The 20,764-nt window shown below is 69.6% G+C and carries 18 protein-coding genes and 1 pseudogene; 8 read left to right on the forward strand and 11 right to left on the reverse strand.

Annotated elements, in window-relative coordinates; translation table 11 throughout:
• The 7 genes from ABT288_RS43755 to ABT288_RS43785 all read right to left on the reverse strand — a co-directional run.
• A partial coding sequence (locus tag ABT288_RS43755) for a GAF domain-containing protein (RefSeq protein WP_351620741.1) occupies nt 1-515 on the reverse strand: 515 nt, incomplete at its 3' end.
• A gap of 97 nt (nt 516-612) precedes the next feature.
• Nucleotides 613-1,815, reverse strand: coding sequence for a thiolase family protein (locus ABT288_RS43760; RefSeq protein ID WP_351620744.1), 1,203 nt, complete (start codon nt 1,813-1,815; stop codon nt 613-615).
• Nucleotides 1,812-2,456 carry a CoA transferase subunit B gene (locus ABT288_RS43765; RefSeq protein WP_351620747.1) on the reverse strand — a complete coding sequence of 215 codons (645 nt, stop codon included), beginning with the start codon at nt 2,454-2,456 and terminating at the stop codon, nt 1,812-1,814. The genes ABT288_RS43760 and ABT288_RS43765 overlap by 4 nt, the downstream gene beginning before the upstream one ends.
• The gene (locus tag ABT288_RS43770; RefSeq protein ID WP_351620790.1) at nt 2,456-3,211 is read right to left on the reverse strand and encodes a CoA transferase subunit A; all 756 of its coding nucleotides are present in this window, start codon (nt 3,209-3,211) and stop codon (nt 2,456-2,458) included. Before ABT288_RS43770 ends, ABT288_RS43765 begins: the two co-directional genes overlap by 1 nt.
• Before the next feature lie 222 nt (nt 3,212-3,433).
• Nucleotides 3,434-4,294: a DMT family transporter gene (locus ABT288_RS43775; protein WP_351620749.1), complete on the reverse strand. Its 861-nt coding sequence runs from the start codon at nt 4,292-4,294 to the stop codon at nt 3,434-3,436.
• 57 nt (nt 4,295-4,351) lie between these two features.
• The gene (locus ABT288_RS43780; protein ID WP_351620752.1) at nt 4,352-4,777 is read right to left on the reverse strand and encodes an SsgA family sporulation/cell division regulator; all 426 of its coding nucleotides are present in this window, start codon (nt 4,775-4,777) and stop codon (nt 4,352-4,354) included.
• Nucleotides 4,778-4,852: 75 nt separating this feature from the next.
• Nucleotides 4,853-5,626, reverse strand: a complete 774-nt coding sequence (locus ABT288_RS43785) for a sigma-70 family RNA polymerase sigma factor (RefSeq protein ID WP_502972981.1) — start codon at nt 5,624-5,626, stop codon at nt 4,853-4,855.
• A 417-nt stretch (nt 5,627-6,043) separates the two neighbouring features.
• On the opposite strand from ABT288_RS43785, the gene ABT288_RS43790 reads away from it, so the two are divergent.
• The 4 genes from ABT288_RS43790 (at nt 6,044) to ABT288_RS43805 (ending at nt 10,988) form a co-directional block, all read left to right on the forward strand.
• Nucleotides 6,044-7,177: a maleylacetate reductase gene (locus ABT288_RS43790; RefSeq protein WP_351620755.1), complete on the forward strand. Its 1,134-nt coding sequence runs from the start codon at nt 6,044-6,046 to the stop codon at nt 7,175-7,177.
• Nucleotides 7,170-8,039 carry a dioxygenase family protein gene (locus ABT288_RS43795; RefSeq protein WP_351620757.1) on the forward strand — a complete coding sequence of 290 codons (870 nt, stop codon included), beginning with the start codon at nt 7,170-7,172 and terminating at the stop codon, nt 8,037-8,039. The genes ABT288_RS43790 and ABT288_RS43795 overlap by 8 nt, the downstream gene beginning before the upstream one ends.
• A gap of 106 nt (nt 8,040-8,145) precedes the next feature.
• Nucleotides 8,146-8,634 carry a flavin reductase family protein gene (locus tag ABT288_RS43800; RefSeq protein ID WP_351620760.1) on the forward strand — a complete coding sequence of 163 codons (489 nt, stop codon included), beginning with the start codon at nt 8,146-8,148 and terminating at the stop codon, nt 8,632-8,634.
• A gap of 134 nt (nt 8,635-8,768) precedes the next feature.
• Complete coding sequence (locus ABT288_RS43805) at nt 8,769-10,988, forward strand: winged helix-turn-helix domain-containing protein (RefSeq protein ID WP_351620763.1); 2,220 nt, start codon at nt 8,769-8,771, stop codon at nt 10,986-10,988.
• 84 nt (nt 10,989-11,072) lie between these two features.
• Here ABT288_RS43805 and ABT288_RS50425 read toward each other — a convergent pair.
• Both ABT288_RS50425 and tnpA read right to left on the reverse strand, forming a co-directional pair.
• A pseudogene (locus ABT288_RS50425) lies at nt 11,073-12,729 on the reverse strand (IS1182 family transposase).
• A gap of 179 nt (nt 12,730-12,908) precedes the next feature.
• Nucleotides 12,909-13,325, reverse strand: a complete 417-nt coding sequence (gene tnpA / locus ABT288_RS43825; protein ID WP_351620771.1) for an IS200/IS605 family transposase — start codon at nt 13,323-13,325, stop codon at nt 12,909-12,911.
• A gap of 26 nt (nt 13,326-13,351) precedes the next feature.
• Between tnpA and ABT288_RS43830 the strand changes: the two genes are divergently transcribed.
• Nucleotides 13,352-14,572, forward strand: a complete 1,221-nt coding sequence (locus ABT288_RS43830; protein ID WP_351620774.1) for an RNA-guided endonuclease InsQ/TnpB family protein — start codon at nt 13,352-13,354, stop codon at nt 14,570-14,572.
• Between the two features lie 15 nt (nt 14,573-14,587).
• Here the strand turns inward: ABT288_RS43830 and ABT288_RS43835 are convergent, their stop codons facing one another.
• On the reverse strand, nt 14,588-16,123 hold the full coding sequence (locus ABT288_RS43835) for a 4-hydroxyphenylacetate 3-hydroxylase family protein (protein ID WP_351620777.1): 1,536 nt from the start codon (nt 16,121-16,123) through the stop codon (nt 14,588-14,590).
• Between the two features lie 158 nt (nt 16,124-16,281).
• Here ABT288_RS43835 and ABT288_RS43840 point away from each other — a divergent pair, with 158 nt between their 5' ends.
• From ABT288_RS43840 to ABT288_RS43850, 3 genes are all read left to right on the forward strand, one after another.
• Nucleotides 16,282-19,137, forward strand: a complete 2,856-nt coding sequence (locus ABT288_RS43840; protein ID WP_351620780.1) for a helix-turn-helix transcriptional regulator — start codon at nt 16,282-16,284, stop codon at nt 19,135-19,137.
• Nucleotides 19,138-19,458: 321 nt separating this feature from the next.
• Nucleotides 19,459-19,839, forward strand: coding sequence for a hypothetical protein (locus ABT288_RS43845; RefSeq protein WP_351620783.1), 381 nt, complete (start codon nt 19,459-19,461; stop codon nt 19,837-19,839).
• A gap of 34 nt (nt 19,840-19,873) precedes the next feature.
• Nucleotides 19,874-20,464 carry a malonic semialdehyde reductase gene (locus ABT288_RS43850; RefSeq protein ID WP_351620786.1) on the forward strand — a complete coding sequence of 197 codons (591 nt, stop codon included), beginning with the start codon at nt 19,874-19,876 and terminating at the stop codon, nt 20,462-20,464.
• 37 nt (nt 20,465-20,501) lie between these two features.
• Here ABT288_RS43850 and ABT288_RS43855 read toward each other — a convergent pair whose 3' ends face one another.
• Nucleotides 20,502-20,696: a hypothetical protein gene (locus ABT288_RS43855; protein WP_351620789.1), complete on the reverse strand. Its 195-nt coding sequence runs from the start codon at nt 20,694-20,696 to the stop codon at nt 20,502-20,504.
• Nucleotides 20,697-20,764 lie beyond the last annotated feature (68 nt).

A 20,764-nucleotide genomic window follows, 5' to 3' on the forward strand; every position in this document is an offset into this window, starting at 1 on the left:
GTGCCGGCGGCGTCGCGCAGGAACCGTGCCAGGCGCCGACCGGCGGCACGGACCCGTTCGGGGCTCGGGCCGTGGGTACTGGTGGCGCCGGCGCCGGGCCAGAACAGCAGCAGCGCGCCCCAGACCGTGGTGTCGGTGAGGAGCGGTGCCGCGACCACCGCATGGTGGTAGGGCAGGGCGATCGCCGTGCGCGGATAGCGACGGGCGAGGTCCTCCGGGTCGCCGAGCCAGACGAGCCGCCGCTCGCGCACCGCATCGGTCACCGGAAAGCGGCTCGACAGCGGGACCCCGAACCAGGGCGCGAGATACTCCGCCGGCATGCCTGCGGTCACCTCCAGCCGCAGGGTCTGGCCGTCGGACGCCAGGAGGAAGACCGCTCCCGCGTGCACGCCCGTGTCGCGCACGGCGAGCTCCAGCAGCCGGTCCAGCTCTGCCCGGCGCAGTGACCCGGCGGTGGGTGGAGGGGAGCGGGGCCCGTGGGGCTGCGCCGCGCCGCCTTCCCGCATGGCGCACATATCAGTACCGTACGTCCGCACCCGCCGACCCCGCGCGGAGGCCGCTGCCGATTCCCGTCCCGTTGTTCCCCATGACGGTCTGCTCGCCCCGTTCGTGTCAGCGTTCGAGGACGAGGGCGAGGCCCTGGCCCACGCCGATGCAGAGGGTGGCGACGCCCGTACCGGAGCCGCGGCGGGCGAGCTGGTGGGCGACGGTGCCGGCGAGGCGGGCGCCGGAGGCGCCGAGGGGGTGGCCGAGCGCGATCGCGCCGCCCTGCGGGTTGAGGATCGCCGGGTCGAACTCGGGCCATTCGGCGAGGCAGCCGAGGACCTGGGCGGCGAAGGCCTCGTTCAGCTCCAGTACGTCGAGATCGGCGAAGGTCCGGGCGGCCTTGGCCAGGGCCCGGGCGACGGCCTCGACGGGGGCGAGGCCGAAGTAGTCGGGGTCGATCGCGGAGACTCCGGTCGCGCAGACGCGTGCCAGCGGCTCGCGGCCGATGGCCTTCACACCCTCCTCGTCGGCCAGCAGCAGGGCGGCGGCGCCGTCGTTGAGGGGGGAGGCGTTGCCGGCGGTGACCGTGCCCTGCTTGGTACGGAAGGACGGCTTGAGCCTTGCCATCGCCGCGAGGGAGGCGTTCGGGCGTACGCACTCGTCGGCCGCGAACAGCTGGGGGTCGCCGTTGCGCTGCGGGACCGGGACGGGCACCAACTCGGCGTCGAACAGGCCCTGTTCCTGGGCGGCTGCGGCCTTCTGGTGGCTGTGCAGGGCGAACTCGTCCTGCTGCTCACGGCCGATCTCGTGCTTCTCGGCGATCAGCTCGGCCGACTCCCCGAGAGGGATGGTCCATTGCGGGTTCATCGCCGGGTTCACCATGCGCCAGCCCAGCGTGGTGGAGTACAGCTCGGCGTGGGCGGCCGGGAACGGTCTGTCGTTCTTGGGCAGGACGTAGGGGGCGCGGGTCATGGACTCCACGCCGCCGGCGATGGCGACGGAGCCGTCGCCGACAGCGATGGCGCGGGCGGCCTGGATGACGGCTTCGAGTCCGGAGGCGCACAGCCGGTTGACCGTCGCCCCGGGCACGCTGGTGGGCAGGCCGGCGAGCAGGGCGGCCATGCGGGCCACGTTGCGGTTCTCCTCGCCGGCGCCGTTGGCGTTGCCGAGGTACACGTCCGCGATGCGCGCAGGGTCCAACCGGGGTATGCGGGAGAGGAGTTCGCGGATGGCGTGGGCAGCCAGGTCGTCGGGGCGCACCGAGGCCAGGCCGCCGTTGTAGCGCCCGATCGGCGTGCGCACGGCGTCGACGATGTAGACGGGGTTCACAGCAGGCCCTCCGTGACGGTCAGCTTGGCGTCGGTCTTGGCGATGATCTCCTCGACGTCGACGGCAGGTGCGCACTCGACCAGCACAAGCCCCTCGTCGGTGACGTCGAGGACACCGAGATCGGTGATGATCCGGTTCACGCAGTGCTTCCCGGTCAGCGGCAGCGTGCACTCGGTGCGGATCTTCGGCGAGCCGTCCTTGGCTGTGTGCGTCATGACGACGATGACCGTGCGGGCGCCGTGGACCAGGTCCATCGCACCGCCGATCCCCGTGATCATCTTTCCGGGGATCGCCCAGTTCGCCAGGTCCCCCTGCTCGGAGACCTGCATGGCACCCAGCACCGCGACGTCGATGTGCCCGCCGCGGATCATCGCGAAGGACAGTGCGGAGTCGAAGAAGGAGGCGCCGGGCAGAACCGTGACGGTCTCCTTGCCGGCGTTGATCAGGTCCGGGTCGACCTCGTCCGCACCCGGGTAGGGGCCGGTGCCCAGGATGCCGTTCTCCGACTCGAGGATCACCTCCACCCCTGGCGGCAGGTAGGTGGGGATCAGCGTGGGCAGGCCGATGCCGAGATTGACGTACTGGCCGTCGCGCAGCTCACGCGCGGAGCGGGCGGCCATCTCCTCACGAGTCCAGGCCATCAGCTGGTCACCGTCCGCCGCTCGATCTTCTTGTCCGCCGCCTGCTGCGGTGTGAGGGCCAACACCCGCTGGACGAAGATGCCGGGCAGGTGCACCGCGTCCGGATCGATCTCGCCGGGCTCGACCAGCTCCTCCACCTCCGCGATCGTGAGCCTGCCGGCCATGGCCGCGAGGGGGTTGAAGTTGCGGGCGGACTTGCTGAACACCAGGTTTCCGTGCCGGTCGCCCTGCGCCGCCCGCACCAGCGCGAAGTCGGTGCGGATGCCGCGTTCGAGCACGTACTCGGTGCCGTCGAAGACCCGCACCTCCTTGGACGGCGAGGCCAGTGCGACCCCGCCGGAGCCGTCGTAGCGCCAGGGCAGACCGCCCTCGGCGACCTGCGTGCCCACCCCCGCCGGGGTGTAAAAGGCGGGGATGCCCGCGCCGCCGGCGCGCAGCCGTTCGGCGAGCGTGCCCTGCGGGATCAGCTCCACCTCCAGCTCACCGGACAGGTACTGCCGCGCGAACTCCTTGTTCGCCCCGACGTACGATCCCGTCACCCGTCCGATCCGGCCCGCCGAGAGCAGTACCGCCAGGCCCGAATCCATTGCCCCGCAGTTGTTCGAGACGACCGACAGCCCGCCGACGCCCCGCTCGAACAGGGCCTGGATCAGCACGTTCGGCACACCGCTCAATCCGAACCCGCCCACGGCCAACGACGCTCCATCCGGCACATCCGCCACAGCCTCCAGGGCCGTATTGACCAATTTCCCCATATTTTTCGGATCTCCAGATGCTCGCGTGAATTCTGTGTCCATCGCGGAATGTTTTACGCCGCCGACATGTCCGCCCGATGTGCATTCAGCCTGCCGGGGCCGTCCGCTGAGACCTGGTTCCACGGTCCGATGCCACGGCGCGCTTGGCCATCCCGCAGATCGGCGATATTGGCTGCGATTCAAGGGTTGTGCCGTCGGCCGCTCTCGCACGAATCGGGTATTTCACATTCCTGCGGGAACGAGATGCTGACGTGACAGGCGGGCGACCCCGTACGCCACCAGCGCGAGCCCGAGCACCTGGAGGGTCAGCCACCAGCCACCACGCAGTCTTTCCCCGTAGAGGGTGACGCCGAGCGCCAGGCTCACCAGGGTGTCCCCGAGGGTCAGGGCAGGCTGGGAGGCGACCAGCGGTCCGGACTGCATGGCGTTCTCCAGCAGGAACAGGGCGCACACGCCGAGGGCTGCGAACGCATAGGTCTGCCATGTGGTGAAGAAGGCACCCATACCCCGGCGGCCGAGGGCGGCGGTCGAGGACTTCATGAGCGCGGCAGTGAGGGAGTAGGAGACGGCGGCGGCCAGGCCCATGCACGCGGCGCGCGCCGCGCCGTTGGGCAGCCTGACCGCGACGCTGCACAGCACCACCACGGCGAGCAGGCAGCAGGTCAGTACCGCTGTCCACCGGGCCGCGGGGATCCCGAGAGTGCCACCGGTCGGCGCGGCCGCGAACAACGCCAGGCCCAGGCCGCCCCCGATACTGCCGACGGGCACCCAGCCGGCCCGGGGCAACGGGCGCCCGAAGACGATGCTCGCGAGCAGCAGCACGAACGGCAACTCCAGCATGAAGAGCGGCTGTACGACCGCCAGGGCGCCGGTGGCCAGCGCGGCGCCCTGGAAGATCGCCGAGAGGGCGACCCCACCTATGCCGAGCAGCCAGACCGGTGTGCGCAGCAGGTCCCACATCAGGCCGATGCGCAGACCGCTGGACTGCGGGACGACGGTGGCGGCCCGGCGCTGCATCACGGTTCCCAGTGCGTTGGTTGCCGCTGCGAGCAGAGCGAAGATCGGCGACAGCACGGTCAACATCGTGGTCTCCTGTCCCGAGATCACTGTGATCGATGATCGATCGATCGTGGGTGTGGGTCAGTGCTCTGCGAGAAGATGCATCAGCTGGGCGTCCAGGTCGACATGCACGTGCTCGGTGCCGGGTGACACCACCGCATCGGTGCGTTGCAGGAACTCCGTCACCACCGGCCAGGGGAACATGAGGTCCGCCCGTCCTGCGGGCGCCGTGAGGACGATCTGCACCATGTGCTGTCCCTGGTGCCAAGCAGGACGCAGGCGGACGTCGCCGATACCGACTGGCTGGAGCAGCCCCTCTCTCAGGAGCTCACGGGCGAAGAACCACTCGACCGCCAGGTCACCGCCGAGGCGGAAGGTCGTACGGACCGCGTAGGGATCGTCGGGACGATAGCCCAGTCGCGTGGACACGGGCACCGCCGAGCCGTCCGGCATGACGAGGAGTGCACATAGCTCGGCATCGATGGCACCGGTGCTGGGTCTCGGCATCTCTTCCTCACTCATTTGGTATGGGAGTCGAGCCCTCCGGCCCGGGGCTGTCCCGGACACCGGGCCGGAGGGCTGTCAAGGGTGTTCCATGCGCTCTTGGAACACCGTTGCCCCCTGCATGCATCCCGCCTTCCGCCGCCGTCCCGGGTGACCTCGCTCACCAGCCCGTGGTGCGGACCCACTGCCTCGAACGTGGCCCGCCGGGACGAGACGGTGCTCCTGCGCATAGCCCTCCAGCAGCGAGCGCAGCCGTCGGTGACCTCGGTGCAGTCGGGACAGCACGGTGCCGACGGGAGTCTGCATGATGTCGGCGATCTCACGGGTGGTGAAGCCCTCGACGTCGAAGAGGTACACCGCCGTCCGGAAGCATTCCGGGACGGCTTGCAGCGCCGCCTTGACGTCCGAGTCGGGCAGGTTGTCGAGCGCCTCGGCCTCGGCGGAGCGCAGTCCCGACGAGGTGTGCGAGGCCGCGCGGGCGATCTGCCAGTCCTCGATCGCCGTCGTGTCGTCGCGTTGCGGCCGCCTGCGTTGACTGCGTCGGTAGTTGAGGAACGTGGTGGTGAGGATGCGGTACAGCCAGGCCCTGAGATTCGTGCCCTCGCGGAACTGGTGGAACGAGGCGTAGGCCCGGGCGTACGTCTCCTGGAGCAGGTCCTCGGCATTGGTCGGACTGCCGGTCATCCGCACGGCGGCCGCGAAAAGCCGGTCACGGTGTACCAGTGCCGGTTCGAAGCGGGCCTGCATGTCGTGGTCCGCCACGGCCTTCGCGTCCTCATCGGTCTTCCCCGTCGCCGCCGGACTCAGCGGGATGTCGGGGTCGGCCTCGCAGTCGGGTCCGGTTCCGGTCATGGTGCCTCCTGGGGTGGGGACGACGGCCGGATCTCAGCCGTCGATCAGGTGCGCGCCGGACCGGTCCGCACCTGGTCCGGGAGACGCACGGACAGCGGCCGTATTCCTGGGTTCGGCACCCCCCGACCTGAACCCTCGCCGCTCGTGAATGCGGACCCCTCGGACGCCGTTCCGGTGACCTCGACCGGCATATCCGCCTGACAGAGGTCCGGATCCACGATCCAGCCCATGGACACCCACCGCATCGCGCAGACGAGTGATGTCCGTCGAGAGCCGGAGGCCCCGGGCGCGGAGCCTGTCGCACGAACAAGGTATTTCAACGCCGGTGCCCGTTATCCCTCGCGGATTACGTTGACCCCCGTCATTCAGGCATCGAAAGTCTTGGTTCCAAGCAGACGGCGGGACTGGGGAATTCTCATGAAGACATTCGTGCATCGGGGACAGATCACCAAGGTGGTCTTCGGCAGCGGTACGCGCAGCCGTATCCCTGAAGAGGCTGATGCCCTCGGATGCCGTCGGGTGCTCATCCTGTGCACACCTGGTCAAGCGGGCCAGGCAGTGGAGGTGCACGACGTACTGGGTACGGCGGCGGTGGGAACCTTCACGGAAGCGGCTCCGCACACCCCCGTCGAGTTCACGGAGAAGGCGGTCGCGTATTCCAGAACCGTGGGAGCGGACTCGGTGCTCGCCATCGGCGGTGGCTCGACGATCGGCCTCGGCAAGGCGATCGCTCTGCGGACCGGGCTGCCACAGCTGGCGTTGCCCACCACCTACGCCGGCTCGGAGATGACGCCGATCCTCGGAGAGACCGAAGGGCGCCGGAAGACGACCCGCCGGCTGCCGGAAGTGCTGCCGAAGACCGTGGTGTACGACGTCGACCTGACGTTCACGTTTCCCGCGGCGGCATCGGTGGTCAGCGGCATCAACGCGATGGCGCACGCGGTGGAGGCCCTCTACGCACAGGACCGGGACCCGCTCGCCTTCCTGTTGGCCGGTGAAGCGCTCGAATCCCTCATCCGCTCCCTCCCGGTCGTCGCACAACGTCCGGACGACGGCGAGGCGCGGGCCGATGCCCTGTACGGGGCGTGGCTGGCGGGCACGTGCCTCGGCACGGTCGGCATGGCCCTGCACCACAAGGTGTGCCACGTCCTGGGCGGCACGTTCGGGCTTCCGCACGCCGAAACCCACACGGTCGTGCTGCCGCACGTGGTCGCCTACAACGCACCGGCGGCGCCCGAGGCCATGGCACGCATCGCAAGGGCGCTGTCGGCGGCCGACGCCGCGAAGGGACTCTTCGACTTCGCGGGACGGCTCGCCGCCCCCAGGGCGCTGCGGGACCTCGGCATGCCGGAATCGGGCATCGAGCAGGCGGCCGAACTCATCGTGCGGGACGGCTACTGGAACCCGCGACCAGTCGAACGGACGGCGGTACGCGCCCTCTTGGCCCGCGCCTGGGCCGGACAGCCGCCGTGCACATCACCCGGCGACGGACATCCCCGGACCGAGTCCGCGACCCACCACCCCACCACCACGGGAGCGCGTCATGCGTGATCTGACCAGCGACAGCATCACCGAGGCCGTGATCTCGACCATGCGGGGCACCAAGGACTCCCGCGTCGCCGAGATCCTGGAATCACTGGTGCGGCACCTGCACGCCTTCGTCCGCGACGTCGAACTGACGCAGGACGAATGGGCCCGGGGAGTCGACTTCCTGACGCGCACCGGGCAGACGTGCACCCCGACGCGTCAGGAGTTCATCCTGCTGTCCGACGTGCTCGGAGTCACCATGCTGGTCGACGCCCTGACCAACCGACGCCCCAGCCAGGCCACGCAGAACAGCGTGCTGGGCCCGTACTTCAGGGAGGACAGGCCGCAGCAGGCCGACGCCGCCGACATCTCCGGGGGTCTGTCCGGTACCCCGCTGTTCTTCGAGGGACGGGTCGTGGACCACGGGGGAGCGCCGGTGGCCGACGCGGCGGTGGACGTCTGGCACAGCGACTCGGAAGGCCACTACGACACGGAGGTGCCCGGCCTGGACGAGCCGGCCATGCGCGCGCTGTTCCGCACCGACGAGACGGGGCACTTCGCTTTCCGTTCCATCCGCCCGTCCAGCTACCCGATACCCGGTGACGGCCCGGTCGGCGAACTCATGAGCGCGACCAGCAGGTCGCTCATGCGTCCCGCCCATGTGCACCTGCTGATCGAAGCACCGGGATTCCAGCGCGTGACCACCATGCTCTTCCCCTCGGACGACCCGCACCTGGACACCGATCCGGTCTTCGGCGTCAAGGAGTCGCTGGTCGACCGCTACGACACCTACCCGGCCGACGCCGGGCCCTGCCGGGGCATGACCGACGTGCCGTACACCCTGCTGCGCCACACCTTCGTCCTCGAACCCTGCGTCACGGACTGATCCTCACGGCGTCACCACGACGGGAGCCGGTCATCCACGAGGACGGCCGATGTCGAACACTTCATCACACCGCGGGGTTCAGCCCCGAATTCACGGAGGTCCTCAAATGAGTGAAACCCTTGATGTCGTCTTCGGGTTCCGAGCCACGATGAGCCGGCTCGCCACGGGTGTCAGCGTGATCACCACATGCTCGGGCAGCACGCCCATCGGCATGACGGCGAGCGCCGTCTCCGCGCTGTCCCTCGAGCCGCTCCAACTGCTCGTGTGCATCGGCAACCAGCTCTACACGCGGACCGCGATCGCGGAGCACGGCCGCTTCGCCGTCAACGTCCTCGGCGAGGACAGCGAGCACCTCGCGCGGAACTTCGCCGTTTCCAAGCCGGACAAGTTCGCGGGTGTGGAGACCATCGACGACCACGGCGTGCCGGTGCTGAAGGACGCCATCGCGGCTGTCGTGTGCGACGTCGCCGCGGCGCTGCCCGGCGGCGATCACACCATATTCGTGGGCGACGTCCGCCACTTCGAACACCGGCTGGAAGGCCGGCCGCTGGTCCACTTCGGCGGAGACTTCGGCACGCTCAGGCCCCCCTGCTAGCGCGGGTGACAGCGGCCCGACGGAGGCTGCCGTATCCCTGCCCCGGTCGACTACGGCCCCCGGCGTCCGGCTCCTGCAGGCGAGCCACGGACGCCGGGGGCTCCACCAGTCCCGACGACTCCACCGAAGGTGCCATGACCAGTTCCGTGCCGACCTTCAAGCTGCGTCCTGGGGACCAGCCCCCGCACCTCCTGACCCGCCCCCGGCTGCTGCGCCGGCTGGACGCGTCGACCGAGCCCGTGGTGGTGGTCTCCGCGCCCGCCGGTGCCGGAAAGACGGTGCTCCTGACCGAGTGGTCGCGAAGCCTCGCAACTCGTGGCGGGTGCGCCTGGCTCAGCCTGGACGCGTACGACAACGCCCCGGGCCGGCTCTGGGCCGGCATCCTGCGGGCGTTGCAGCACGTACGGCCGGAACTGCCCGTCCGCCCCCACAGCGGCGAGTGGACACTCGACGCGTGGCTCGAGGAGATCCTGCCGAGCCTCGTGAGCGGACTGGACGGACAGGGACCGCTCGCGCTGATCCTCGACGGAGTGGAATCGATCACGGACGTCGATGCGGTCCGCAGCCTTTCGGATTTCCTGACAAGGCTTCCGCAGGGCTTTCGCGTCGTTCTGTCGACCCGTCACGTTCCGGGTGGACCCGTACCCACCCTGCGCGCCCGGGGCGCGATCGCCGAACTCGACCGGCACGACCTGGCCTTCACCCCCGAGGAGGCACAGGCCGTGCTCACCGATCTGCTCGGGTCCGCTCCGGCCCCGGACACGTTGAGCGCGGTGTACGAGACCACCGAGGGGTGGGCGGCGGCGCTGTGCATCATGGGCCGAACCCTCGCTCGCTCGTCCAACGACGCCGACACGGCGGCCGACCTGGCCCGCGGCAGGCGAGCGGTCACCGAGTACCTGGCCACCGAGGTGCTCCACCGGCTCACCACCGAGCAGCGCGAGTTCCTGCTCCGTACCAGTGTGCTCGACGAGTTGAGTGCCGGGCTGTGCCGAGCCCTCGCCGGGGACCGGGCGGGCGTACTGCTGCGCGAGCTCGCACGAACCGTCCAACTGCTCGTGCCCGTAGCCGCCGATCCCTCGGCATACCGGCGTCACCGCGCACTGTCCGCGCTGCTCTGCGACCTTCTCGGATCCGAAGGGCGCGAGACCGCCGTGTCGTTGCACAGGACGGCGGCTCGGTGGTACTCACGGCAGGGCGAGACGACCGCGGCCGTACGGCACTGGGTGCGCGGTGGTGACGAGGCCGCCGCCGTCGCGTCGATACTCCACGACTGGGAACAGGCGATCTCGGCAGGCCGCGGTCGGGAGGTCAGGCAATGGCTGGAGCTCTTGCCGCTCCGCACGGTCGCCGCCGACGCAAGACTGTGCGTCGTGGCGGCGATGGCGGCCCTGTCGGGGGGTGCTCCGGAAACGGCCCGGCGCTGGCTGGACGTGGTCCGGCTCAGGGGGCCGGGAGCGGAGACGGTCGGCGAAGGCAGCACGGTGTCCGATGCGGCGGCCGTCGCCCGGGCCGTGGCCTGCTGGCTGCAGGGGGAGGTCCTGACCGGCGACCGTCTCGCCGAAACCGTCTTCGCCGGCACCGCCCCGTTGACTTCCTGGCGTGCCCTGGCCTGTACGGCCCGCGGTACCGCTCTGCTGTGGACCTCCCGGTACGAGGAGGCCGAGGCGCTGCTCGGCGAGGCGACCCGTGACGCGCATGCCGCCGGGCACGGCCTGACGCTCGTCCGCGCGCTGGGGCTGCGGGCGCTGTGCGCCCTGTTGGTCGGACGCCATGAGCCGGCGCGCATGCTGAGCGACGAAGCCCTGGAAGCGGCCGGGACGGCCGGGTTGGAGCGGCACTTCGTCGCGGCGCCCGCCTACATCGGCAGGGCCGGCCTGCTCCTCGATGAGGGACGGGCCGACGAGGCCGAACGGACCCTGGCCGATGCGGAAGCGGCGCTGGCGGACTCGTACAGGACAGGAAGCGAACCCCAGATGCACGCCTTGTATCACGGCACACGGGCACGACTTGCCACTGCGCGACGCAACGCGGACGCCGCGCGGGAAGCCCGTGGGGCGGCCGAGCGGGCAGCGGCCCGGTGCGAGTCACCAGGAGTGCTCACGGATCTGCTCGGGGGAGTCGGGGAGGACACCGTCGTGCCGCTCGTCGTGTCCGGCCCCCAGGAGCTGTCGCTCGGCGAGCGCCGGGTGCTCCGCGCCCTGTGCGGTCCGCTGACACTGCGTGAGATCGCCGCCGAGTTCTATGTGTCCCACAACACCGTCAAGACACAGGTACGGGCGGTCTTCCGCAAACTCGGTGCGCACGACCGGAGCGCAGCGGTCGCCAGGGCCCGGGAGTGCGGCATGCTCTGACCCGGGCCCCGGCATCCTGCTACCAGCTTCATTCGCAGTGCTCCGGGCTTCAGGACTCTGCTGAGAATGTCGCGAATTGGGTTGTCAGGCTGCGAGTATCAGGGCTTCGAGGCGGGATGTGCGGGTGCCGCCGAGCGGGGTGCCGGTCAGCCATCGGTCGATGCGGATGATGTTGAGCGCGGTGGCGGCGAAGACGTGGCCGAGACGAGTCGTGGGCAGGTTGCGGTAGCGGGTGCGGCGCAGGCCGGTAACGCGGACGGCCTGGGAGATCGTGCCCTCGACGCCGGCCCGGATCGCATAGCGGGCCTTCCACTCGTCGGTGTCCTGGGCCTGGCGGACGGCTTCGAGGGCCTCGTGGCGCTCGCGCGGGAGAAAGGTGATGCCCCTGCCCCGGCGGCCGGACGGGGGCTTGGTGCACTGCGCCTGCTGCGGGCAGGGGCAGCAGTGCTCGGCGGAGAAGAACACTTTGAGCACCGGGGTGCCGTTGCGGTGGTGTTTCTGCTCCCACCACTCGAAACTGCGGTGCCCGCCCGGGCAGACGGCACTCTCGGTATCCCAGTCGATGGTGAAGTCGGCGCGGGAGAAGCCCTGGTCCTGCCGGGACTGGCGACTGCTGTCGTGCGGAGCTGGTCCCAGCAGTTCCATGCCCCGTTCGGTCGCGGTCACGAACAGGGCGGCGGTGGTGTAACCGGCATCCACTACGTGCACGTCCGGTAGCAACTCCCGCTCGGCGAGCGTCTGGTGGACCGGTTCGGTCATCTCGGTGTCGGCCACCACCGCGTCGGTGGTGGACACCTGGGTGATCAGGTGTGGTGCGTCCGGTTCGCAGGCTTCCGTGAGGTGCGTCTTGTAGCCGGTCCACCCGGAGCCGCGCTTGATCCCGTAGCGGGCGTCGGTGTCGTAGGGCGAGCACAAGCGGTGATGAACCGGCGGGAGGTCCTTGCCCTCCCGCCAACGCACCCCCCTCTCGTCGCGGTGATACTGCTGGACCCAGGACTGCCGCAGCACCTGCACTGCGTCGATCTCGCGCAGCCAGGCGGGGGGCCGAGGAGGCGTAGACCGCTTCCAGCAGGAAGAACCCGTCCCGTCCGACCTGCTGGGACAACTGCGCACGGACCTCTTCGCCCTTGGGGAAGCCGTAGTCGTCCACGCGTGGCCCGTAGCGCTCGGCCTACTCGGCGGAAACCAGGCCGGACAGCCACCCCGGGGCCGCGACCGCCAGCGCCTTCAGCGTGGACCGGAGCGTCTCGCCGACGAACTCCATCCGGTTCAGTGTCCGCACCGCTGCCAGGACATGCGTGGAATCGTTCCGCTGCCGACCGCCGGCCTTCAGCAGCCCCATCTCCCGCAACCGCTTCAGCACCAACTCCAGCGTCCTCTGCTCCAGCCCGTACTTGACCAGACGAGAGCGGAACAAGCTCAGAACAGAGGGATCGAACCCGGGATCATCCAGCTCCAGGCCGAGCAGAAACTTCCAGTCCATCCGGGCCCGCACCTGGTCAGCGGCCTGCCGGTCGGTCAGCCCCTCCGCGTACTGCAACACCGACACCAGCGCCAAAGCTCCCGGCGACACGGCAGGACGCCCCTAGACAGGGAATGCCTCTGCGAATGCCTCGTCCTCAAACAGTGAGCCCAACACCTCCCGGATCCGCACCGCGAGCGTCCCCTTCGGGAAGGCCGCCCGCACCACCCTGGCCGTCAGCTCCGGCACTCCCTGATCAGCCTGCGGCTCCAGCGACATCCTTCTCGGTCCTCCCACCCACGACCGCAACAACCATGGAGGACCAACGACACAGACCCTGCTCGAATCGCGCTTTCCTCAGCAGAGTCCTTAAGCCCGGAGGTGAAGCGAATCTTTGGCCTGCTCTGACCTCAGCCGTGGGCACGGATCCGCACTGTTGACCCGTGCCCATGTACAGGTCAGGCCGGGCGGTTGTGCTGCTCGATGTACTGCTTCACGATCGACAGCGGAGCGCCCCCGACGGATACCGCGAAGTACGAGCCGGACCACAGGCGTTGCACCCGCCAGTAGTGCCGGACGAGGTCCGCGAACTCCTGCCGCAACCGGCGCGAGCTGACGCCCATGAGGGAGTTGACCAGCTTCAAGATCGTGACCTTCGGCGGGAAGTTCACGAGCAGGTGCACGTGGTTCGCCTCACCGTTGAACTCCACCAACTCCGTCTCGAAGTCCTCGCAGACGCTCCGCATGATCTCTTCCATCCGCTTCAGGTGCGCGTCCCCGAACACCTTGTGCCGGTACTTCGTCACGAAAACCAAGTGTGCGTGAAGGACGAAAGTGCAGTGCCGGCCTGTACGGATCTGCTGATACTCAGCCATTAACCAACTGCAGTACGATCTTCGGCATGCAGCTTCGGTACAGCTTCCGCCTGTACCCCAACGGTCCTCAGCGTGTCGCTCTGGCCCAGGCGTTCGGGTGCGCCCGTGTCGTCTTCAACGACGGGTTGCGTGCCCGTAGGGACGCCCACGAGGAGGGCCGACCGTACCCGAAGACCGGGGAGCTGTCGAAGCAGCTCATCACCGAGGCGAAGAAGACACCCGGACGGGCCTGGCTCGGGGAGGTGTCGTCGGTAGTCCTCCAGCAGTCCCTCCGGGACCTGGACACCGCGTACAAGAACTTCTTCGGCGGCCTCAAAGGCAAGCGCCCCCGCATGGGCGCCCCCCGCTTCAAGTCCAAGCGGGACACCCGGCAGTCGATCCGCTTCACCGCGAACGCCCGCTGGAAGATCACCACGGGCGGGGACTTGTCCCTTCCCAAGGTCGGGGACGTGCGGGTGAAGTGGTCCCGCGCTCTGCCGTCGACCCCGTCCACCGTGACGGTTGTGAAGGACTCGGCCGGTCGGTACTTCGCCTCGTTCGTGGTGGAGACCGAACCGACCGAGGTAGTGCCAGAGACGGACACCGAGGTCGGTATAGACCTCGGCCTCGGACACTTCGCCGTCCTCAGCGACGGGACGAAGGTCGACAGCCCGCGTTTCCTGCGCCGGGCCGAGAAGCGGCTGAAGAAGGCGCAGCGGGAGCTGTCCCGTAAGCAGAAGAGCTCCAGCAACCGGGGCAAGGCCAGGGTGAAGGTCGCTCGCGCTCACGCGCGGGTGGCTGACGCACGGCGCGAGTTCCACCACCAGCTGTCCACGAAGCTGATCCGCGAGAACCAAGCGGTCGCGGTGGAGGACCTGGCGGTGAAGGGACTCGCCCGCACACGCCTGGCCAAGTCCGTGCACGACGCCGGATGGTCGGCGTTCGTGGGCATGCTCGAGTACAAGGCCGCGCGGTACGGGCGCACCTTCATGAGGATCGGCCGGTTCGAGCCGACCTCTCAGGTGTGCTCCGCGTGCGGTGTCAAGGACGGCCCCAAGCCCCTCAGCGTCCGCGAGTGGACATGCGAGGCGTGCGGGGCCGTACTGGACAGAGACATCAACGCGGCGGTCAACGTCGCGAAGGCCGCCGGACTGGCGGTGTCAGCCTGTGGAGCGCAGGTAAGACGGGCACCCGTGCCCGCGCAGCGCGGTGAAACAGGAACCCACCGAGACGGTCGGACGACCGTGGTAGGAATCCCCCACCTTTAGGTGGGGGAGCGGAAGTCAAGAGGCGTTCTGACGAGAGGCGTCCTGGCGTCGGGCGTAGTCCGCCTGGGCCAGGTACGCGGTCTCCTGCTCCCCGTCGTTGCTCACGCTCTCGATGCCGCAGACCTTGCGCGCGAGGTCCGCCATGCTGCCGGTGGGGGACATCTCGGCACGTTTCATGGTGAGGCTTCGGATGGCCAGCAGGGGCGTGCCGTTGAAGTTCTCGAAGGTGCTGATGCGGTCGCCCCAGTCGGACAGGAACATGTCGCGGATCACCCGGCTGATCTTCAGCCGGTCGTGCGGCCTGCCGACCGGTCCGGTCTGCAGCGCCGTCAGCCACGGCCGCAGTTCGGGCCGCTCCCACTGCCCCTCGGTGGGATAGATGAGCGCGGCACGACCGGACAGGTCGATGAGCTCGTGGGTCAGGTCGGTGATGTGCTCGATGTAGTACGCCCGCCCGAAGTCGAACATCAGGACGTTCGGCTTGTAGATGCCGCCGGGAGTGAAGAAGCCTTCGTCCTCCGAGGCGATCACATGCGCCTTGAGCGTCTGGAGGAAGCCGGCGAACCGGGCGATCCGCGCCTGGACGGGCGGCAGTTGGTAGGTGCCGATGTGCTCGGTGATCAGCAGGGCCAGACCGAGCATCAGCTCGGCCTTGACCATGGCACGCACCAGCGAGTGGTAGTGCAACCAGTCGAAGACGCGCTGCGGGTACAGCGAGGCGTGCTGGGGGTTGCCGATGTGGAAGACCCGGTTCCAGGGGATGAGCACGTCCTCGAACACGATGATGCTGTCCAGCTCGTCACCCTGCGAGGCGAGCGGGTGCTCCACCTCCTCGCCGTCGCGGACGTTGCTCTCGCGGCAGATGATGGTGACCCCGGGGGTGTTGGGCTTCACCGCCCCGTAGATGATCTGCTCCGACACGATGCCGGGGCGGTAGAAGACGCCGATGTGGATCCAGTCCCCGAAGGCCGCGCCGGTGCTGATCGACTTCACACCCCGCACGGTGATGCCCTCGTCCGAGGTGGCGACCACCCGCAGTGCGGGGGAGATGGCCTGTGCCGAATCGCGCGAGCGGTCCGCCTGCGGGTCGACGAAGGCCGGCGTCGCGTTGAGGTCGCCGTCCCGCATCACGTTCCAGAAGTCGAGGATCCCACCGGTGAGGTCCCGCCCGTCGGTCCCGACGGACTGGCTGCTCCAGGGCTCGGGGTCGTCGACGTAGGTCAGCAGGACGTAGTTGTTGACGTCCGGCGTGCGCGGGATCGCACCGCCGCCCAGTTCCCGCTGCACCGTCTCCAGGTAGCGCCGCTTGCGCAGCAGGTCCTCCTTGGAGCGGTGCTGGAACCATGTCATGGACCGCCGGACACCGTCCTCGTCCAGGAACGTCATGACGTCCTGGAGGTCGGGACGGTGGTGCAGGTCGTAGAAGTCCGCGATGCTCCGGGCGTACGCCCTGGTCTTGGGGTGCGTGGACACGTCGTCGACGAGTTCGTCACCCACCCACACCGTGCGGCCGTCGTTCAGTGCCGCGAGGTATTCCTTGCCTGTACGCACGTCGTGCTCCTCTCGGGGGGCAAGAGATCTGGACGCCTCGAAGGATGTGTCGTGGCGGGGTGAGCGGACGGCACGGAACCGGCAATCACCCGGGTGAAAGCGCCGGGCACACATGAACCGGCGTTGAGGGCGATGTGGCCGTGCGGCATGCTGGCCCCATGCGCAGCACAGACCCCGTGGGTGACCGGCCCGGTGGGCGTGGGCACCGGGCCGTGAACGGCCTGCGCCTCAGGGGACGGGGCCGCGAGATGGCGGCTGTCCGTGAGGCCCTGGACGCGGTGCGTGGCGGGCGGGGTGCCTGCGTCGTCGTGGAAGGCGCACCCGGCGTCGGCAAGAGCCGGCTGCTGGCGGAGCTGGACGAGATGGCACGGCGGTCCGGGTTCGACGTGGTGTCCGTACGGGCCGACGAGCTCGACCAGTACGCCGCCGGAGCCGCCCTGCAGTCCGCCCTGCAGTTCTCCGACGGTTCCGAACGAGCGGCCGCGGCCACCGACGATCAGCGGCTGTGGCTGCTGGACAGCATCACGGACGCTCTCGAGGAGCGTGCCCAGCGCGCCCCGGTGGCCGTGCTGGTGGACGATGCGCAGTGGGCGGATCCGGCCACGCTCCTGGTGCTGCGCACCCTGCCCCGGCGACTGGCGGCTTCGCGGATCCTGTGGGTGCTGGCGGTACGGTCGGAGACCGAGCGGCCGACCGTTGCCAGGGTGCGGGAGGACCTCGAACGCCTCGGAGCCCGGTGGCTGACCCTCGGTCCCCTGCCGCAGCAGGAGCTGCAGCACATCGCGGCCGACGTCCTCGGGGCGAAACCGTCACCCGGTCTGGCCCGGCTCCTGCGGGGCGTCGGGGGCAATCCGTTCCTGGCGATCGAACTGGTGCGCGCCTTCGTCGACACGGACGCCGTCAAAGTGGAGGCGGGCGTGGCGAGCCTGCTGCACGACGGCATCCCCGTCGGTTTCCGGCGGAGCGTCGCCGCGCGTCTGGACCGGCTCCCGGAGGATGCCGTGCGCCTCCTCCAGATCGGGTCCGTCCTCGGCCGGGAGTTCGACCTCGGTACGGCCGCCCGCATGCTCGGCAGGCAGGTCGGCAGCCTGCTGTCGGGCGTCGAGGCGGCCCTGAACGCCGGTCTGCTCTCCGGCGACGGGCCGCGACTGGCGTTCCGCCACGACCTCATGCGGCAGGCCGTCCACGAGAATCTGGCGCCGGCCGTACGGACCGCTCTGCACCGGGAGGCCGCCGACATTCTGCGGGGCATCGGGGCACGATCGGCCGAGGTGGCCTGGCACGTCGTCCTGTCGGGCGGCCCGGTCGACGACGACGCCGTGACCACATTGACCACCGCGGTACGGGAACTGTCCTCGTCGGCCCCTGACGCGGCTGCGGACCTGGCTCAGCAGATCGCCGGACTGCTGCCCCTGCACGACCGGCGGCGCATCGCCCTGCTGACCGACGCCGCGGAGTATCTCGGCCGGACCCGCCGGGTGCACCAGGCGCTCGACCTGGTCGACGCGACCCTGTCGGACCGGCTGGAGCCGGTGCAGGAGGCGCGTCTGCGCCTGGTGGCTGCCGAGATCCACCAGGCCGCGGGCGACGATGCCGCAGCGATGACACACCTCCAGCAGGCTCTGGTCCTTCCCGGGCTGCCGACTGACCTGCGAATCAGGCTGCTGAAGACCAAGGCGACGGGCCACGTGTACCTCGGGGACATCACCGCTGCCGAGCAGACCGACGTCGGACTGGTCGAGGCCTCCTACCGCAGCGAGGACCCGGCCGTCGTCGTCAGCGCCATGGTGTTCCAGTCGCAGACGTTCTTCTACCGTGGGCGCCTGGCCCGCGCCCTTGAGCTCGCCGAGGAGGCCACGGCACGCGCCGCCGGCACGGAGTCCGGCGTACTCTACCTGCGGCCTCCGCGGATTCCCGCGCTGTGGCTGGCCACGGTGCTGACCGCCACCGACCGGCTCGCGGACACCGAGCGGGTGCTGCGGGAGGGGCAGCGCGAAGCGGAGACGCTGGGCCTGGGCTGGTCGCTTCCCCACTGGCATGCGAGCCGTGCCTGCGCGCTGTTCGAACAGGGGGCGCTGGACGACGCGGCCGTGGAGGCCGAGTCCAGTCTGATGGTGGCCGACGAACTCGAGATCACCCAGCCGAATCCGCAGGCCCGCTCCGTCCTGGCATTGGTGGAGATCAGACGCGGTGACCTCGCCAAAGCCAGGGACCATCTCCGCGCCGCCGAAACCGGATCCGGCACGAGCACCCAGCGGTTCGGCCTGTGGGTGTCGCTCGCACGCGCCTGCCTGGCCGACGCGGAGGGCCGGGACACCGCAGCGGCAGCGGCGATGGGCGGCAGCTTCACGGACGCCGAGCCGGCACGCCTGCTTGCGGTGCCGCCGTCTCACTGGCCCGGGATCGTGCGCATGGCGCTCCGCGGCGAGGACCCCTCGCTCGCGCAGGCCGTGTCCGGCGCATTGCGCACCCTGGCCGCACAGGACGGCGGCCAGCAGATCGTCGGGACAGTCCGTGCCCATGTGGACGGCCTGCTCCACCACGACCGGGGCGCACTGGCGTTCGCCGTCACCGGTTACCGGAGCACCGGCAGGCGGCTGGCCCTGGCCGCGGTCTGCGAGGACCTCGGGGACCGCGTGGCCGCGTCGGGCGACAGCACATCGGCGATCCCGTATTTCGAGGAGGCGGGTGAGCTGGCGTCGGCATGCGGAGCCCTGCGCGATCACGAACGGATCATGCGGCGCCTCAGGCAGTTCGGCGTGCGCACAGCTGCCCCACGGCACCACACGACCGGCGCAGCGGGATGGGAGAGCCTGACCGAATCCGAGCGGAAGCTCATCCCGCTCGTCGTGGAGGGCCTCACCAACCGGGCCATCGCCGACCGGCTCTACGTGTCCGTGCACACCGTCAACACGCATATGAAGCACATCTTCACCAAGCTCGGCATCAACACACGAGTCGAACTGACCCGGCTGGCGATCGAACGGGGCGGCATCGCCGACGGGGCGGACTGAGCGACGCCTGCGGCGGCGGGGCCCGGCGGCGAGGATCCCGTGAATGGGCGATGCAGGCGGCTGACGCACGGGTGATCCTGGTCGCGACGGCGCCACAGGCACGGTGCCGTCAGCGATCCGATCACATGCGGACGGCTGAGCCCGGAGACCGACCGGGTCGTTCCCCTGGCGCAGACCGGGCCGCGTACCAGGCGCTCGAGAAGGAGTACCGGCGTGGGAGGACTTTCCCCCGTGTCGCGGACGGATGGTCAACCGCGGCCCGGGTCGGTCGGCACCGGCGCGGTCGCCGGACGCGGATACCGCGGCCAGCTCCGTGCAGCCGTGGCCGCGAGCGCGGCCCCGCACGGATACACCCTGGCGCTGTGGACCGCCACCGCCGTGACGTCGTCCGATCGGGGCGCCCCAGGGACGGCCGAAGTCCTGGCACTCCTCGCCGGTGCGACGCTCGCCTTCGTCGGGCTGGGTGCCGTCGCGTACGGCGGCTCCCCCATGAAGCCGGAGAGGTCCGCCCCGGCCGGCACGTGGATATGGGCCGCCTTCCATCTGCCCATGGCGGCTCTCGCTGCGCTGGTCAGCCTGTTGCTCGCATGGTGCTGTTCCGGTCCCCTCCTGTGGGGGCTCGTCGGGACGACCACGACGGCTGTCTATCTGCTTGCTGTCAGCGCCCAGTTCCTCTGTTTCTCAGTTCGCCGAATCACCTAGATGCCAAAGCCGCACACGCAGTAAGAGGTTCACCATGTCACTCGCACTCGACCCCGCAGCCCAGGACCTTCTGTTCCGGGAGGCTCGTACCGCCAACACCTTCACCGACGACCCGGTGACGGACGACCAGGTGAAGGCCATCTACGAACTGGTCAAGTACGGTCCCACCAGCATGAACCAGCAGCCGCTGCGGATCGTGCTGGTTCGTTCCGCCGAGGCGCGTGAACGCCTGACCGGACACCTGTCCGAGGGAAACCGTAAGAAGACCGCGGTCGCCCCTCTCGTCGCCATCCTCGCCGCGGACAATGAGTTCCACGAGGAACTGCCGAGCCAGTTCCCCCACTTCCCGCAGGCAAGGGATCTCTTCGCCGAGCGTGCGGTGCGTGAGCGTTCCGCAAGGCTCAACGCGCTCCTCCAGGTCGGCTACTTCATCATCGGCGTCCGCGCGGCCGGCCTGGCCGCGGGACCGATGACCGGCTTCGACGCCGAGGGCATCGACAAGGAGTTCTTCAGCGACGGCGAGCATTCGGTTCTCGCCGTCGTCAACATCGGCAGGCCGGGCGAGAATGCCTGGTTCCCGCGCTCCCCACGCCTGACGTACGCCCAAGTGGTCACGACCGTCTGATCCACTGCCAGGCATCTGAGCTCCGGAACCCCTCCGGTCATCCACGCGTCCGCAGGCCCGGGGGGAGGGTCTCCCCCTCCGGGACCGGTTCCGTCCGGCTCCCGGCGGTGTCGCCGATGGCGGTGTGCGCGGGCGGCCATGGCAACAGGGCGATCAGGGAGTGTGCCCGGTGGATGAGGAAGGCGGCGAGCGGCAGTTCGGTGGCCGGGCCTTCCCCCGTGATGGTGGACACGCTTCGTTGATCACGCGGCGAGCGTGAGCTTAGCCGCGTGGTGTCGGCGTTCGTATTCGTTGGGGCTG

It is taken from the genome of Streptomyces sp. NPDC001093 (genome assembly GCF_040298985.1).
In the GTDB taxonomy this organism is placed as follows: domain Bacteria; phylum Actinomycetota; class Actinomycetes; order Streptomycetales; family Streptomycetaceae; genus Streptomyces.

Coding starts and splice junctions, on each gene's coding strand:
- ABT288_RS43765 (WP_351620747.1), bottom strand. CDS start 2,456: ATGGCCTGGACTCGTGAGGAGATGGCCGCCCGCTCCGCGCGTGAGCTG.
- ABT288_RS43770 (WP_351620790.1), bottom strand. CDS start 3,211: ATGGGGAAATTGGTCAATACGGCCCTGGAGGCTGTGGCGGATGTGCCG.
- ABT288_RS43775 (WP_351620749.1), bottom strand. CDS start 4,294: ATGTTGACCGTGCTGTCGCCGATCTTCGCTCTGCTCGCAGCGGCAACC.
- ABT288_RS43780 (WP_351620752.1), bottom strand. CDS start 4,777: ATGCCGAGACCCAGCACCGGTGCCATCGATGCCGAGCTATGTGCACTC.
- ABT288_RS43785 (WP_502972981.1), bottom strand. CDS start 5,626: ATGACCGGAACCGGACCCGACTGCGAGGCCGACCCCGACATCCCGCTG.
- ABT288_RS43790 (WP_351620755.1), top strand. CDS start 6,044: ATGAAGACATTCGTGCATCGGGGACAGATCACCAAGGTGGTCTTCGGC.
- ABT288_RS43795 (WP_351620757.1), top strand. CDS start 7,170: ATGCGTGATCTGACCAGCGACAGCATCACCGAGGCCGTGATCTCGACC.
- ABT288_RS43800 (WP_351620760.1), top strand. CDS start 8,146: ATGAGTGAAACCCTTGATGTCGTCTTCGGGTTCCGAGCCACGATGAGC.
- ABT288_RS43805 (WP_351620763.1), top strand. CDS start 8,769: ATGACCAGTTCCGTGCCGACCTTCAAGCTGCGTCCTGGGGACCAGCCC.
- tnpA (WP_351620771.1), bottom strand. CDS start 13,325: ATGGCTGAGTATCAGCAGATCCGTACAGGCCGGCACTGCACTTTCGTC.
- ABT288_RS43830 (WP_351620774.1), top strand. CDS start 13,352: ATGCAGCTTCGGTACAGCTTCCGCCTGTACCCCAACGGTCCTCAGCGT.
- ABT288_RS43840 (WP_351620780.1), top strand. CDS start 16,282: ATGCGCAGCACAGACCCCGTGGGTGACCGGCCCGGTGGGCGTGGGCAC.
- ABT288_RS43850 (WP_351620786.1), top strand. CDS start 19,874: ATGTCACTCGCACTCGACCCCGCAGCCCAGGACCTTCTGTTCCGGGAG.